Source organism: Exiguobacterium sp. s50 (assembly GCF_018618175.1).
Classification (GTDB): domain Bacteria; phylum Bacillota; class Bacilli; order Exiguobacteriales; family Exiguobacteriaceae; genus Exiguobacterium; species Exiguobacterium chiriqhucha.
In genome coordinates, this window is sequence record NZ_JACSLP010000007.1 from 1 (window position 1) to 14,035 (window position 14,035).

At 52.3% G+C, this 14,035-nt stretch carries 14 protein-coding genes; 6 read left to right on the top strand and 8 right to left on the bottom strand.

Features of this window, described 5'->3' with window-relative positions; all coding sequences use genetic code 11:
- Positions 1-4: 4 nt before the first annotated feature.
- A complete protein-coding gene (locus KNP68_RS15320; RefSeq protein WP_353048053.1) occupies positions 5-97 on the top strand; it encodes an IS3 family transposase in 93 nt (30 codons plus the stop codon).
- A 56-nt stretch (positions 98-153) separates the two neighbouring features.
- Here KNP68_RS15320 and perR read toward each other — a convergent pair whose 3' ends face one another.
- The gene (gene perR, locus KNP68_RS10685) at positions 154-585 is read right to left on the bottom strand and encodes a peroxide-responsive transcriptional repressor PerR (RefSeq protein ID WP_029596002.1); all 432 of its coding nucleotides are present in this window, start codon (positions 583-585) and stop codon (positions 154-156) included.
- A gap of 191 nt (positions 586-776) precedes the next feature.
- Between perR and KNP68_RS10690 the strand changes: the two genes are divergently transcribed.
- Complete coding sequence (locus KNP68_RS10690; RefSeq protein ID WP_131472975.1) at positions 777-2,075, top strand: glutamate-1-semialdehyde 2,1-aminomutase; 1,299 nt, start codon at positions 777-779, stop codon at positions 2,073-2,075.
- A 33-nt stretch (positions 2,076-2,108) separates the two neighbouring features.
- On the opposite strand, the gene KNP68_RS10695 is transcribed toward KNP68_RS10690, so the two are convergent.
- Positions 2,109-3,746 carry an ABC transporter substrate-binding protein gene (locus KNP68_RS10695; RefSeq protein WP_165569469.1) on the bottom strand — a complete coding sequence of 546 codons (1,638 nt, stop codon included), beginning with the start codon at positions 3,744-3,746 and terminating at the stop codon, positions 2,109-2,111.
- Between the two features lie 92 nt (positions 3,747-3,838).
- On the opposite strand from KNP68_RS10695, the gene KNP68_RS10700 reads away from it, so the two are divergent.
- Together KNP68_RS10700 and KNP68_RS10705 are read left to right on the top strand one after the other, a co-directional pair.
- Positions 3,839-5,071, top strand: a complete 1,233-nt coding sequence (locus tag KNP68_RS10700; protein WP_214799556.1) for an MFS transporter — start codon at positions 3,839-3,841, stop codon at positions 5,069-5,071.
- 53 nt (positions 5,072-5,124) lie between these two features.
- Positions 5,125-5,541: a thiol-disulfide oxidoreductase DCC family protein gene (locus KNP68_RS10705; protein WP_214756663.1), complete on the top strand. Its 417-nt coding sequence runs from the start codon at positions 5,125-5,127 to the stop codon at positions 5,539-5,541.
- Positions 5,542-5,554: 13 nt separating this feature from the next.
- Here KNP68_RS10705 and KNP68_RS10710 read toward each other — a convergent pair whose 3' ends face one another.
- From KNP68_RS10710 to mutY, 5 genes are all read right to left on the bottom strand, one after another.
- A complete protein-coding gene (locus tag KNP68_RS10710; RefSeq protein ID WP_021067739.1) occupies positions 5,555-6,703 on the bottom strand; it encodes a DUF3238 domain-containing protein in 1,149 nt (382 codons plus the stop codon).
- A 93-nt stretch (positions 6,704-6,796) separates the two neighbouring features.
- The gene (locus KNP68_RS10715) at positions 6,797-8,545 is read right to left on the bottom strand and encodes an ABC transporter ATP-binding protein (protein WP_214799558.1); all 1,749 of its coding nucleotides are present in this window, start codon (positions 8,543-8,545) and stop codon (positions 6,797-6,799) included.
- A gap of 37 nt (positions 8,546-8,582) precedes the next feature.
- Positions 8,583-9,125, bottom strand: coding sequence for a nucleoside tri-diphosphate phosphatase (ntdP, locus tag KNP68_RS10720; RefSeq protein ID WP_021067741.1), 543 nt, complete (start codon positions 9,123-9,125; stop codon positions 8,583-8,585).
- A gap of 89 nt (positions 9,126-9,214) precedes the next feature.
- Positions 9,215-9,640 (bottom strand): SRPBCC family protein, encoded by a 426-nt coding sequence (locus tag KNP68_RS10725; RefSeq protein WP_029596009.1) that lies wholly within the window; start codon positions 9,638-9,640, stop codon positions 9,215-9,217.
- Positions 9,627-10,661, bottom strand: a complete 1,035-nt coding sequence (gene mutY, locus KNP68_RS10730; protein WP_214799560.1) for an A/G-specific adenine glycosylase — start codon at positions 10,659-10,661, stop codon at positions 9,627-9,629. Before mutY ends, KNP68_RS10725 begins: the two co-directional genes overlap by 14 nt.
- An 87-nt stretch (positions 10,662-10,748) precedes the next feature.
- On the opposite strand from mutY, the gene KNP68_RS10735 reads away from it, so the two are divergent.
- Positions 10,749-11,732, top strand: a complete 984-nt coding sequence (locus tag KNP68_RS10735; protein WP_029596011.1) for a metal-dependent hydrolase — start codon at positions 10,749-10,751, stop codon at positions 11,730-11,732.
- A gap of 26 nt (positions 11,733-11,758) precedes the next feature.
- On the opposite strand, the gene KNP68_RS10740 is transcribed toward KNP68_RS10735, so the two are convergent.
- A complete protein-coding gene (locus tag KNP68_RS10740) occupies positions 11,759-12,292 on the bottom strand; it encodes a YceI family protein (RefSeq protein ID WP_021067745.1) in 534 nt (177 codons plus the stop codon).
- A 221-nt stretch (positions 12,293-12,513) separates the two neighbouring features.
- Between KNP68_RS10740 and exaC the strand changes: the two genes are divergently transcribed.
- Positions 12,514-14,034: an acetaldehyde dehydrogenase ExaC gene (gene exaC, locus KNP68_RS10745; RefSeq protein WP_029596012.1), complete on the top strand. Its 1,521-nt coding sequence runs from the start codon at positions 12,514-12,516 to the stop codon at positions 14,032-14,034.
- The last annotated feature ends 1 nt before the right edge of the window (position 14,035 follow it).

Genomic DNA, 14,035 nt, shown 5'->3' on the forward strand with positions numbered 1-14,035 from the left:
GCGGGTGAATAATTACTTAACTTACTACAACGAAGAACGTATCCAAGAAAAATTAGGCTACCTCACACCGATAAAATATGGTGTGGCGGCAGCCTAATCAAGGTGTTTTTATTAGTGTCTCATATAGCTAGGTCAGTCTACAGAGGATGTTTTTTAATGTTTATGCGCTTGTTCAGCTTGGCACGCCGGGCATGTCCCGTATACTTCGAGACGATGACGGTCGACTTTGAACCCAGTCAATTGAGATGCGACCGATTCGATTTCATCGAGGACCGGGTAGTTGAAGTCAACGACTTTCCCACACGCATCACAGATGATGTGGTAGTGACGCGACGTCACGAAATCAAACCGGCTCGATGCGTCTCCGTAATTCATCTCTTGAACGAGACCGACTTCTTTAAAGACGCGCAAGTTGTTATAGACGGTAGCGACACTCATGTTCGGAAATCTCGCCGAAAGTGCCTTATAAATGTCATCCGCTGTCGGGTGACTGTGCTCCGTGACGAGGTACTCCAAAATGGCCTGGCGCTGAGGCGTCATTCTGACTCCATGTTCTCGGAGCGACTGAACAGCATGGTCAAGCATTTCGCTTCCCACGTCAATCCCTCATTTCTTCTATAGAATTCATTTGAAGTGTTAGTAGTAATTAACCTATTTCTTACATAGTAATCTTTATAAATAGTGTACTGATTTCTGGAACGGTCGTCAAACGTTGAGCTTAAGCGGTTGACGGCTGTGATACAATAAGTGCGAATTTCTAAAAGGAGGCAATACATATGGCAACACCATCTACACGCAACAATTCAGACGTTTTGTATACCGATGCCTTGACGCATATCGTCGGCGGGGTCAACAGCCCTTCCCGCTCATTCAAGGCAGTCGGCGGAGGTGCACCCGTCTATATGGAACGAGGAGACGGCGCCTATTTTTATGACGTCGACGGCAATCGTTATATCGACTATTTGGCGGCGTACGGTCCGATTATCACGGGCCACGCCCATCCGCATATCCATAAAGCGTTAATCGCGGCTTCGTCTAAAGGACTCCTTTACGGGACACCGCATGCGCTTGAAGTCGAGTTCGCGAAAAAACTAAAGGCGGCCATCCCGTCAATGGATAAGGTCCGTTTCACCAACTCGGGGACCGAGGCGGTCATGACGACCGTACGTGTCGCCCGTGCTTACACGGGACGCGAACTCGTCGTCAAATTCAGCGGTTGCTATCATGGCCACTCGGACTTGATGCTCATCGCAGCAGGCAGCGGACCGGCCACGCTCGGCTCACCAGACTCGGCCGGCGTCACACGGGCCACGGCGAAAGAAGTCATCACCGTGCCGTTCAATGACGTCGAGGCGTTCCGAGACATGATGCGCGAATGGGGCAGTCAAATCGCCTGTGTCCTCGTCGAACCGATTGTCGGAAACTTCGGCATCGTCGAGCCGAAACCTGGATTCCTCCAGGCCATCAACGACATCACCCATGAACATGGCGCCCTCGTTATTTACGACGAAGTGATCACGGCGTTCCGCTTCACATACGGCAGTGCCCAGCAAGTATATGGCATCGAGCCGGATATGACCGCCCTCGGGAAAATCATCGGCGGAGGCTTGCCGATTGGTGCCTATGGAGGTAAAGCTGAAATTATGGAAACGGTCGCTCCGCTCGGTCCAGCTTATCAGGCCGGAACGATGGCCGGTAACCCGGCATCGATGGCAACAGGGATTGCTTGCCTCGAAGTACTCGAGCAACCGGGTGTGTATGAAAAGCTTGACGCGCTCGGTGCCCAGCTCGAGGCCGGGATTCGTGAAGCCGCTAAAACACACGGCGTGACCATCACATTGAACCGTCTAAAAGGCGCACTTACGGTGTACTTCACGGACGAGGTCGTGACCGACTATGAGGGAGCCGAGAAGTCGGACGGTGAAGTGTTCGGACGCTTCTTCAAATTGATGCTCGAGAACGGTGTCAATTTGGCCCCTTCTAAGTATGAGGCTTGGTTCTTGACGACTGAGCATAGCGAGACAGATATCGAAGAGACGATTGTTGCGGTAAACCGCGCCTTCGCCCAACTATAAGTAAAAGGAGATGCCGCGGCATCTCCTTTTTGATTACACCGAAGGTCGGATCCACAACTGGTCGTAGCGTGGATGTCCGAATATATCGACCGGCACGTCGCCTAGAAAACTCGGGAAGCTCCGCTCCCGCTCGACATGGTATAGCGGAATGACGAGCGCCGCTTCCGTCAAATAGCGTTCCACCTCCCGATGGAGCATCGGCCAAGCGCTCATATCGGTTTGACGGTAGCGGTCCATCATCGTTCGGAGGTCCGTTTCATGTGCGACGAGCTTGCCGACGAGCGACAGTTCACTCGTCAAAAAGGCGAGAAACGCCAAATCCAAGTCTTCGCTCATCATCTCCCCGCATAAAATCAAATCGGCTCGGCGAAGTGTCTCCTCTTGCAGTAAACAACTGAGCGCATACGTCTCCGTCTCGACGGTGAAACCGGCAGCCCGCAACTGTGATGCGACAAGCGCAGCGTCTTCCGTCGCCACGTCGAACGGCAAGTGTAATAGTCGAAGCGGACGCTTAGAACTCTCGCTTGGCTCGGCCAGTGAAATCGGGCGACTCGTTTCCGGGAAGAAGCCGTGGGCCACTTGATGACGTTCTCCCCCCAAATCGACGACCGCTTGTTTATCGATCGCCCGTTGAATCGCGCGTCGCGTCGCCATATCCTCTTTCAGCCAGGAGTGCTGTAAGTTGAACATGAGATAACGAGCCCCGGCCTCGGCAATCCATTTCACGACGCTATGATCGTCCCGCGCGCTCCATTTGGCGTGATCTGCTTCCGAGAACGTGACAAACTCAACCACGTCCAATGACGGACGGGGGCGCAACCCGCGCTCGAACGCCCGTAAACGCACGACGTCGTCGGATTGTTTCTCCAATTTGAAAGGCCCCGTCCCAACAATCCCTTCTGCTCCTTCATACGTAACGGATGCCGGTGTTTGAGCAAGCAAGCGCTCGATGTAGGCCCGATGTGCTTTCGTATAGAGGTCGACCACATACGGTGCGGGCGAGTCGACCCGATCAATCGGTGCGAACAACCAGACTTGTTTGCCGCGAGCCAAGAGTCGGCTCAATGAGTAGACGACGTCTTTGCCCGTTAACGTCATCCCGTTGTGGAAAGTGATCCCTTTACGGATGTAACAGCGAAATCCAAATGGCGTCTCCTCCATATGATGGGCTAGCGACGGTTGAACCGTGGTCCCGTCCCATTCGAACAGGCGGTCGAAGACGTGACGCGATAACGACGCCTCCATCGCGATGTGGATATCAAGCGGATCAAGTGACTCGAGTGTCCGCGTCCTCGGGAAAATAAAACGGTCTTCTTCCGTCTGTTCGAAACCAAATCGGTTCCAAATCCGCGCTTGGATCAGTTCCCGTAATGCGGGTGGCCAATCCCACTCCAACCATTTGGCCGCCTGCGCCATCGTAGCCTCAGAAAATGAGGTTACGACCCACGCCTGGAGCGTCTCGTCAAAGTCCGACTGAAAACGAAGCATCGATTCATGGCCGCGCCCTTTGCCGGCTTGATAGGTCACCCATCCCATCGCCTCCCATGCCTTGATATCGCGCTTCACTTGTTTCTCACTATAGCCGACCACCTCGACGGCTTGCCGGAGTGTCACGTCCATTTTGTCCGCCTGTAACGCATAGCGATAAATTGCCACTAGTTTTGCATTCATGTCATTCCCCCTAAAAGTGGACATGTCCAAATAATTTGTCTCTTTTTACCAAGTGTAGTCCACGTTTAAAGTAGTGACAAGGAGGTGCTCACATGAAATTCAAAGATTTCCCAACTAACGTCCGACTTCGACTCGTCTGTGGATTTTTCATCCGCATCGTCGGCTCGGCCATCTTTCCATTCATGGCTTTATATTTTTCAGAAGAACTCGGCAAAATCGCTGCCGGGATCATCATGACGTCATTCGTCATCGTCGGGTATGTCACCGGCTTGTTCGGTGGGTACTTCTCCGACCGCTTTAATCGCAAGCACGTCTTACAGATTGGCCAACTCGTCCAAATTCTCTGCTTCATCGGAATGACAGTCGCGATTCACCCATCGAACAACTGGGCACTCGCCGTAGCCATCTTGTATTTCGGTCACGCCGTCGCCAACGGCTTGAACTATCCGGCTCTCGAAGCGATTGTGATCGACTCGATGGAACCATCGAATCGAAAAGCGATTTATGTATATGATTATTGGCTCGTCAATTTAGCGATCGCCGGCGGTGTCATGCTCGGCGGTGCGTTCTATCGCGACTACCGGTTTGGTTTATTTATCGGTATGACGCTCGTATTGACCATCACAACGGTCGTCTTGCAACGCTATCTCGTCGATTCACATCAAGGTAACCGGTCGACGCCGGCCAACCCGATCGTCGGCGTGATTCAAAACTATCGGATTGCCTTGAATGACCGACGCTGGATGCTCTTCGTGCTCGGTAGCATGCTCGTCTTCTCGACAGAGTTTCATATGGCAAACTATATCGGCGTTCATTTGGCCGAATCGTTCCAAGAACGTGCGATTATCGGCGTGCCGTTCGACGGTGTCCGGATGATGGCGTTCATGCAGCTCGAGAACACATTGCTCGTCGTCGCCATCACGTTCGCCGTCACCGCCTTTGTGAAACGGTACCGGGAGAAATACGTATTCTTCATCGGCTTGTCACTCTATATCACAGCGTATGCGGCCATCACATCGATGAACTCATTTCTGATTCTCGCCGTCTTGGCCGTCGTCTTCACGGTCGGCGAGTTGCTATACTCACCAATCCGCCAAGTGAAGCAAGTCGACCTGCTCGACCCAGAGCGTCGCGCCTCGTATCTCGCTTTTGGGGGACTCACATTCCATGGGGCCAAACTCGTGGCCGCGGCCGGCATCGTCGTCGGGGCGTTCATCGGACCTGTGTTCATGAGCGGCTACATCTTCTTGTTCGGGGCGCTCGGGGCGTATCTTTATTACGTCTCGCTCTATAAAATGGAATCGGTGCGCCAGCTTGCCGCATGACGTTTGAACTGACTTCGGAACGGAAACAGGCAAGAGTGAAGGGGGCGAACCAAATGCCAGCCATTGTATTGTTTGATGGAGACTGTAATTTTTGCGACGCCAGCGTCCAATTCATCTTGAATCGGGACACAACAGGGAACTTCCACTTTGCCTCGCTTCAAGGCGACGCTGGGAAGACGCTACGTGAACGTCACCGCATCAGCGACTCGGTTGACAGCATCGTCTTGATTCGTGACGGCGTGCCTTATATCAAATCCGACGCGGCCATCCGGATTGCAGAAGGATTGGATGGGATGTGGCGATGGCTCCGGTTCGTGAAAATCGTCCCAAAACCGATTCGCGACTTCGGCTATGATGTCATCGCCAAGCATCGTTACGAATGGTTCGGACAAAAACAGACGTGTAAACTGCCGACACCGGAAGAACGAAGCCGGTTTCTCGATCAACAACCAAAACCGCCGACTCGATGAGTCGACGGTTTTTTTAGTCCATACACGTCAAGTACGTCCAATGGCACTCCGGCATCGGATTGCCCATGAAGCTGACACCGAGGTCATCGGCCCGGTGAATCGTCGTCCACGGGGCATCCCCGACTTGAAGATACACTTCATGGTGCGGCGATTGCGTATGACTACCGGACAGTTTGAACGTGGCAGTGTCCTTCAATTGTGCGACAATCGTGTACTTGATGTCCGGCGCGATGACGAGCGGATTGCCGACCGAATGGTGCAAGCGGTATGCGGTCCGCCCCCGGTCAATATCGATATCGTCAAGATACACTTGATCGACCGAAGCGACATCTTCTCCTGTCAGTTGATGACGGGCGTTGTATCCGCGCGTCACTCCGGCATCTTTTTTGATAGAGACGATCGGAATGTCGTGCATCCCTTCGACTTTCACTTCCGTCCGCGTCCGATAGTCGTTCGCATGAACGTTGTATGGTCGTCCATCCCCTTCAAAATAAGGGTGAGGCGACAATAAGTTCGGATTTTTAATCATCGGCGGACGAATGAACGTCTGGACGCGAAGCTGAATCTGATTGACCGTCTCCAAATCAGGACGGAGCGGACTGACGAGAAAATACATGACGAACAGTTCTTTGTCGCGCCGCGTGTCCGTCTTCAATTCTTTGGCGAGTGACATTGCTTTGCCGACAGCGTGAATGAGACGTGTCCCCGGTTTCGCGTCCCGCTTCACCGGGCGGAGCGCCCGAACTTCATACATCGTCGGTTCGTGTAGCGGTGTGTCGTCCAAATAGGCGTTCCCGACGACCTCGGCGATTCGTCGTCCTTGTCGATAGATCGCATACGTCTCGACGTCAGGAATCGGATCCCATTGGAGATGGGTACCGGTCGACGCGACGACGGCCGATGTGAGATGTCGATTCCAATACAAATCATCGCTCGGGTCGACGGCGGCCGTATACACTTTCGCCACTTCCCCTTGCTCATCCGTGAGACGATAGGCGACTTGCTCTCCGACGGCCGTCTCATGGTCGACATAGTGCTGGTCGGTCCCTTCATACACATACTTCCCGTTCCGCGTAAGCCGGACCTTCCCCTCCACTGACCACGTCAGCTCGAGCGCGTCCTTAAGCGGTTTTACTGTGATTAAACCTTCCCCGTTCATCATTGGACTCTCCCCCTTTTGGCATGTCGTTTCTTCATTCCCGTCTCACTGTCACGGAAAACAAAAAAAGGCCCCGAGTCTCCTCGAGGCCGCGTCTCATTCGACGACTGCCAAATCTTGAATCATATACAAATCGTAATAGGCTCCGCGGCGACGCATCAGTTCTTCATGCGTCCCGGTCTCCATAATTTGTCCGTTATCGACGACGACAATCTTATCGGCATCGGTGATGGTCGACAATCGGTGCGCGACGATGAGCGTCGTTCTCCCTTTCGTCAAACGCGCGAGCGAATCCTGAATCATCGCCTCACTCTCAAGGTCCAGCGCACTCGTCGCTTCATCGAGAATGATGATTGGCGGATGTTTCAAGAAGACACGGGCGATGGCAAGCCGTTGTTTCTGACCGCCTGACAGTTTGACACCTTTTTCCCCGACCGGCGTATTGTAGCCATCCTGCAAGTTCGAGATGAACTCATGTGCGTTCGCTGCTTTCGCGGCGGCGATCACATCTTCGTCACTCGCTTCCGGATTCCCCATCCGGATGTTCATCGCGACCGATTCACTGAACAGAACCGAATCTTGCATGACCATCCCGATTTGATCGCGCAGCGCCCGCAATTTGAAATCACGGACGTCGGTGCCATCAATTTTGATGCTACCCGACGTGACGTCGTAAAACCGGGGAATCAAGCTGACGAGCGTCGACTTTCCGCCACCGGACATGCCAACGAACGCAACCCGCTCTCCAGAGCGAATATGCAGGTTGACGTCACGGAGGGCGCGGGTACCGTCTTTCTCGTACGCAAAGCTGACCTGATCGAGTTCGATGTCGCCTGCCGTTTTCACGGGAACGAACGCACTCGATTTTTCTTCGATGTCATACGGCTCATCGAGGAACTCGAAGACCCGGTCCATCGAAGCGACCGACTGCGTGAGCGTCGTCGCCGAGTTGACGAGACGGCCGAGCGGTGCGTAGAGACGATCGATATACGCGATGAAGGCGACGAGTGTCCCTAGCGAGACATCCCCTTGCAGGACGAGCCAAGAAGCCGATGTGAAGATTAAGATCGGGGCGATGTCCGTGATCGTCGAGACGACGACGTACGTCTTCGCGTTCCACCCTGTATGACGGAGCGCGGCCTTCAAGAAGCCACCGTTCTGTTCTTCGAACGCCTTGTTCTCATACGGTTCGAGGGCGAAGCTGCGGATGACGGCCATCCCGTTGACGCGTTCGGTCAAATGACCTTGAAGGTCCGCAAGAGCGGCCGAGCGTTCCCGCGTAAGCCGGCGCAATCTTCCGTAGAAGTAGCGGACGGCGATGGCGTAGAACGGGAGCGGCAAGATGGCGATGAGCGTCAATTGCGGATCGATCGTGTACATGATGGCGATCGCGATTAAAATCGTGACCATATCGAGCCAAATGTTCATCAGGCCGGTGATGACGAAGTCTTTCGTCTGTTCGACATCGTTGATGATGCGCGAGATAATCTGTCCCGTCTTATTGTTCGAATAATAGCGGAGCGATAGTTTTTGGACGTGGTCGAACAATCGGTTCCGGACGTCGAACAAAATCCGCGTCGCTGCCCATTGCGCCAAATATTGGCGCAAGTATTCAATCGGCGGCTTCAAGACGAGGAAGACGAAGAAGACGATGCTGAACAGCCAGACGAGCTCGGTATAATCCCTCGCCGGTTCCGGGTCTGTCAAATAGTTATCGATGACATATTTATAAAGGAGCGGCAACCCGAGTGGGATGGAAAATTTCAAAATCCCGACGAAAATGGTCAGCGCGATTTGTTTCTTATACGGTTTAACGAACTGTAAATAACGTTTAATACTACCCATTAGTTCCTCCTTCAAGAAAAAAAGCGGAGATGAGCGATCATCTCCGGTAACGTGCTTCGTATTCGCGATACCATTCATCGACGAATGTTGGGTTGAACGGCCCTTTCCGTCCTCGAATCCAGTTAATAAGTTCTTGAACGTTCTGTTTCAAGATTCGATCAATCGCTTTCGGATAATTCATCTCGCGACGATGCCGCTCATATTCATCCTCATCTAAAATCGTGTACGACATATCCGGGAACACCTTGATGTCCAAATCGTAATCGATGTACTTGATGGCACGTTCTGCCCCATCGAACGTTGTCGGCGAACCTAGATTACAGTAGTAGTAAATCCCATCTTCGCGAATCATGCAGATGACATTGAACCAAAACTCAGATGAAAAGTAGCAAATTGCCGGCTCACGTGTTCTCCATTGCCGGCCGTCTGACTCACTGACCATGATGCGGTCATTGAATCCGATCATATCCGTTTTTGACGACTGAAGGACGAGCGTTTCTTCCCAAACGCGATGCAAAGTTCCGTTGTGCTTGTAGCTCTGTATCTCGATCTTGCTACCTGCTTTGGGAAATAAGCTCATAAGCTCCTCCTTTCCGCTATGATGCTATACAATTCTCATATTTAATTATAGCGACTTTCAGAACCAATGAAAAAGGAAATCTCTTATTTTCACGAATTTAGTGTTTTTTGGAATGCCTCGGCTCGCGCTTTGAACATCGGCCGGAGCACGAAGTACTCGACGAGGACAGTCGGCACGTAACTGTCGAACGTGACCTCATCGACCATAACGGCTTGCCCGTCCACTTGTTCGACGCGGTGGACGTGACTGAAACGACGGAAAGGAAACGGCAACTTTACGCCTTGATCACAAAAGGCACGGTCTCCAGCCAATGTGATGGCGCTATTCCAAGGCAAAGAGACCGGCCCAACCCCGATACGGAGCTGAACGACGTTCCCCTCGACCGAAGCCCCATCTCCAACGAGCGTCACTTTCGGGAAGGACGTCAGTTTTGATAAGAGCGAAGCGTCTTGAAGCAACGTCCATAATGTGTCCACAGACGTGTCGAATGGTGTTCGTACGTCAAACTGTCTCATCTTTCGCACCTGCCATCTGCTCTAATTTTTGTTGGGCGACCGATACCGTCACCACGTCGCGTGCCTCTTCGTCGAGCCAAGCCCACTCGCCGTCCGATAGCGTCTCGACCTCGTATAAGTCGATGTACCAGACGATATGGGAAAACACATGTTTCACTTGTCCAATATAGGTTCCGTTTAACTGTTCCCCCGTTCCGCGGTCTGTAAGCGGATATTGCCACATTCCAGCGAGAAGACCGGCATCTGGGCGCTTCACGTATGCGGTCCGGCCGTCCTGGCGACAGTAGAGCGCATCATACATCTCAATCCGAGCCGCCCCTTTTTTCGTCTTGACCGGGAGTTCATCTTGAACGTTATGGGTATAAGCATAACAATCGTTTTGAACGGGACAGAGCGAACACATCGGGTTTTTCGGCGTGCATACCGTCGCCCCGAGCTCCATGATGCCTTCGTTAAAGTCTGAGGCATGCGCCGGGTCCATGAGTCGGCGCACGACTTGCTCGAACAGTTTTCGCGTTTTCGGGACGGCGATGTCGTCATAAATCCCGAATTGACGGGACATGACGCGCATGACGTTGCCATCGACGGCCGGTTCCGGCTGATTGTAGGCAATCGATAACACCGCCCCAGTCGTATACGGTCCGACACCTTTCAGTTTTTCGAACCGTTCTTTTTCCTCGGGGACAATCCCGTCGTACACGGCAACGACTTCTCGGACGGCTTGATGAAGGTTTCGAACCCGTGAGTAATAACCGAGTCCTTCCCAATATTTGACGACCTCATCGGGTTCGGCCGCTGCCAATGCCTCAATCGTCGGGAACCGCTCCATGAAACGGTTATAGTATGGGATAACGGTATCGACGCGCGTCTGTTGGAGCATGACTTCGCTCACCCAGACCCGATATGGATTTTTTCCGTGACGCCATGGCAAATCACGCTTTTCGCGATTGAACCACGTTACTAAATTTGTGTTGAATTCTTGAATATTATAATTTGTGAACAATTTATCAACATCGAGCATTTTGTTTCCCCTCGTTTTAAAAATATTGTATGATGTAGTGGATTAAAATATGCGGTTTTTCTACTTTTATGGAGGTGCTGAAGCACATTGGATACTGCTACTCACATTGGGATGGGACTAGGTTTAAGTGCAATCGCGACACTCAGCCCGGAGGTGTCAGGCGACGCACAAATGTTTCTAGCCATGACAGCGACGGCGCTCGTCGGCTCACATGCTCCGGACTTTGACACGGTCTTCAAACTAAAAGGAAATAGCACGTATTTACGCCAGCACCGCGGTCGTTCACACGGAATAACCGCACTACTCGCCTGGCCGATCATCGTCAGCGCCGTCATCGGACTCGCGCTTGGCGTCAACCCCGCTTCATTATGGGTCATGGCACAAATCGCCGTGTTGTTACACGTTACGGTCGACTTGTTCAACGCCTACGGGACGCAGGCCCTTCAACCGTTTTCGAAAAAATGGATTGGCTGGGGCGTCATTGGTACGTTTGATCCGTATTTGTTCTCTGCCTACTATGGGGCATATGTATTATGGCTTATCACAGGGGCGACTGTCCCGATTTTTGCATTGCTCATTGCGCTCCTCATCAGCTATTATGCGATTCAATTCAAGTTGCGTAACCGCGCCCTCGCCACGGTCGCCCGTCACTTCGCTGGTGCACACGAACTGTTCATCTCGCCAGGTATCGGTTGGGATGACTGGCATGTCGCCGTTCGATTCCGCAACGGTTTAGGTGCCGTCAAAGTGAAAAAAGGAACGGTCATCGAATGCGGTCGTTTCCGTGACAAGCCGATGCCAGGTGAAGATGACCTTCACTTCGTGGAAGCCCGTAAAAATGCGGATCTTCAATCGTTCCTCGAATTCTCGAAGATTCACACGTATACGGTCACGCGTCACAACGGTATGATCGAGTATCGCTTCACGAACTTGCGCTATTTCGCGAAAGATATTTATCCGTTCGTCGCCGTCGTCATCGTCGACGAAGAATCGAATGAAGTGTTGTCTTCATTCACTGGCTGGGTGTTCAGTGAAGAGAGCTTGCAAAAGAAATTGGCCTACGAACAGTAAAAAGTCGCTCACAAGAGCGACTTTTTTTATGCCTCTGACTCCGTGAACTGGAGCTCAAAATCAAATTTGACTTTTTTATCGACGAGAACGCCACCCGCTTCGAGCGCCTGGTTCCACGTCAATCCGTAATCTTCTCGGTTGATTGACCCGTCCCCGGTAAAAGCGTGTTTCATATTGCCCCACGGGTCTTTCGCGCTTCCCTCGTACTCGACTTCGAACGTCTCTTCCCGGGTCGTCCCGCGAATCGTTAAATTCCCGGTCAATTCGAATTCACCGCCACCCTTTGAGCGGAACGATGTCGACTCGAACACGATGTCCTCATGTTGCTCCACATCGAAGAAGTCTCCAGACCGTAAATGGTTGTCACGGTCACTGTTGTTCGTATCGATTGATGCCGCCTTGATGGTCACCTTCACGCTCGCGTTCGCGAGATCGTCCGGTTGCCCGTTCGCCTCGACGTGAAAATCTTTGAACTCCCCTTTTACTTTCGAAATCATCATATGCTTGACCGTAAATGTAATCGAACTGTGTGCCGGGTCGACTTGATATGTTTTTGCCATGAATCTGTCCACTCCTTCGATTTGGAATTGATACTAATATGATGTTTACCACAATTCTTGACTTCAAAACATTCCCGTTTAAATGTGACAAATTATTGTCGAAAAATTTTGACTTTTATCACATCGACCCGTTACGATGAAAAAAGGGAGCTGTTGACTTACAGTAAAATGTAAGCGCATACATAGAATCCCTATACTTTACGGAAAAGGGAGGAACGACCATGATTTATGAAGTCCCAAACTCGACAGGCACGAAAGTTCACTTTAAAGACCGCTATGAGAATTACATCAACGGAAAGTGGACCGCGCCTGCAGGGGGAGAATATTTTGAGAACACCTCTCCGGTAAATGGTAAAGTTTTATGCGAAGTCGCCCGCTCAACGAAAGAAGATATCGAGCTCGCCTTGGATTCGGCCCATGCTGCCAAAGACGCCTGGGGCAAAACGTCGGTCACTGAACGCTCTGTCATTTTAAATAAAATCGCCGATCGTATGGAAACGAACCTCGAAATGCTCGCATACGCCGAGACGTGGGAAAACGGGAAAGCCGTCCGCGAGACGCTCAATGCCGATTTACCGCTCGCTATCGATCACTTCCGCTATTTTGCGGGCGTCATCCGGTCACAGGAAGGCGGCATCAGTGAACTCGACAACGACACGGTCGCTTATCATTTCAATGAACCGCTCGGTGTCGTCGCCCAAATCATCCCATGGAACTTCCCGATTTTAATGGCGGTCTGGAAAGTCGCGCCGGCTCTCGCTGCCGGAAACTGTATCGTATTGAAACCAGCCGAACAGACGCCGGCTTCGATCATGGTGCTCATGGAATTGATTGAAGACCTACTCCCGCCAGGCGTGTTGAATATCGTCAACGGGTTCGGACTCGAGGCCGGCAAACCGCTCGCGTCGAGCGACCGCGTCGACAAAGTCGCCTTCACGGGTGAGACGACGACAGGTCGACTCATCATGCAGTACGCCTCACAAAACATCATCCCGGTCACGCTCGAACTCGGTGGGAAGTCACCGAACATCTTCTTCGCGGACATCATGGATGCGGATGATGATTTCTTTGACAAGTCGATCGAAGGGCTGGTCATGTTCGCTTTGAACCAAGGCGAGGTATGCACGTGCCCATCACGCGCGCTCATTCACGAGTCGATTTATGAGCCGTTCATGGAACGGGTGCTCGAACGAGTCAAAGCCATCAAGCTCGGCAATCCGCTCGACCCTGACGTCATGATGGGTGCCCAAGCTTCGAATGAGCAGATGGAAAAGATCTTGTCGTATTTGGAGATCGGAAAGTCGGAGGGCGCGGAGTGCCTCATCGGCGGCGAACGCAACATGATGGACGGCGAACTCGCCGACGGCTATTATGTGCAGCCGACCATCTTCAAAGGCCATAACAAGATGCGCATCTTCCAAGAAGAGATCTTCGGACCGGTCTTATCGGTGACAACGTTCAAAGACGACGCCGAGGCGCTCGCCATCGCGAACGACACGTTATACGGACTCGGTGCCGGCGTCTGGACGCGTGACATGAACCGCGCCTACCGGTTCGGTCGCGAGATTCAAGCAGGTCGCGTCTGGATCAACTGCTATCACCAATATCCGGCCCATGCCGCGTTCGGTGGATACAAGATGTCTGGAATCGGTCGCGAGAACCATAAGATGATGCTCAACCATTATCAACGGACGAAAAACATGCTCGTTAGCTATAGCGAACAAAAACTCGGGTTCTTCTGAG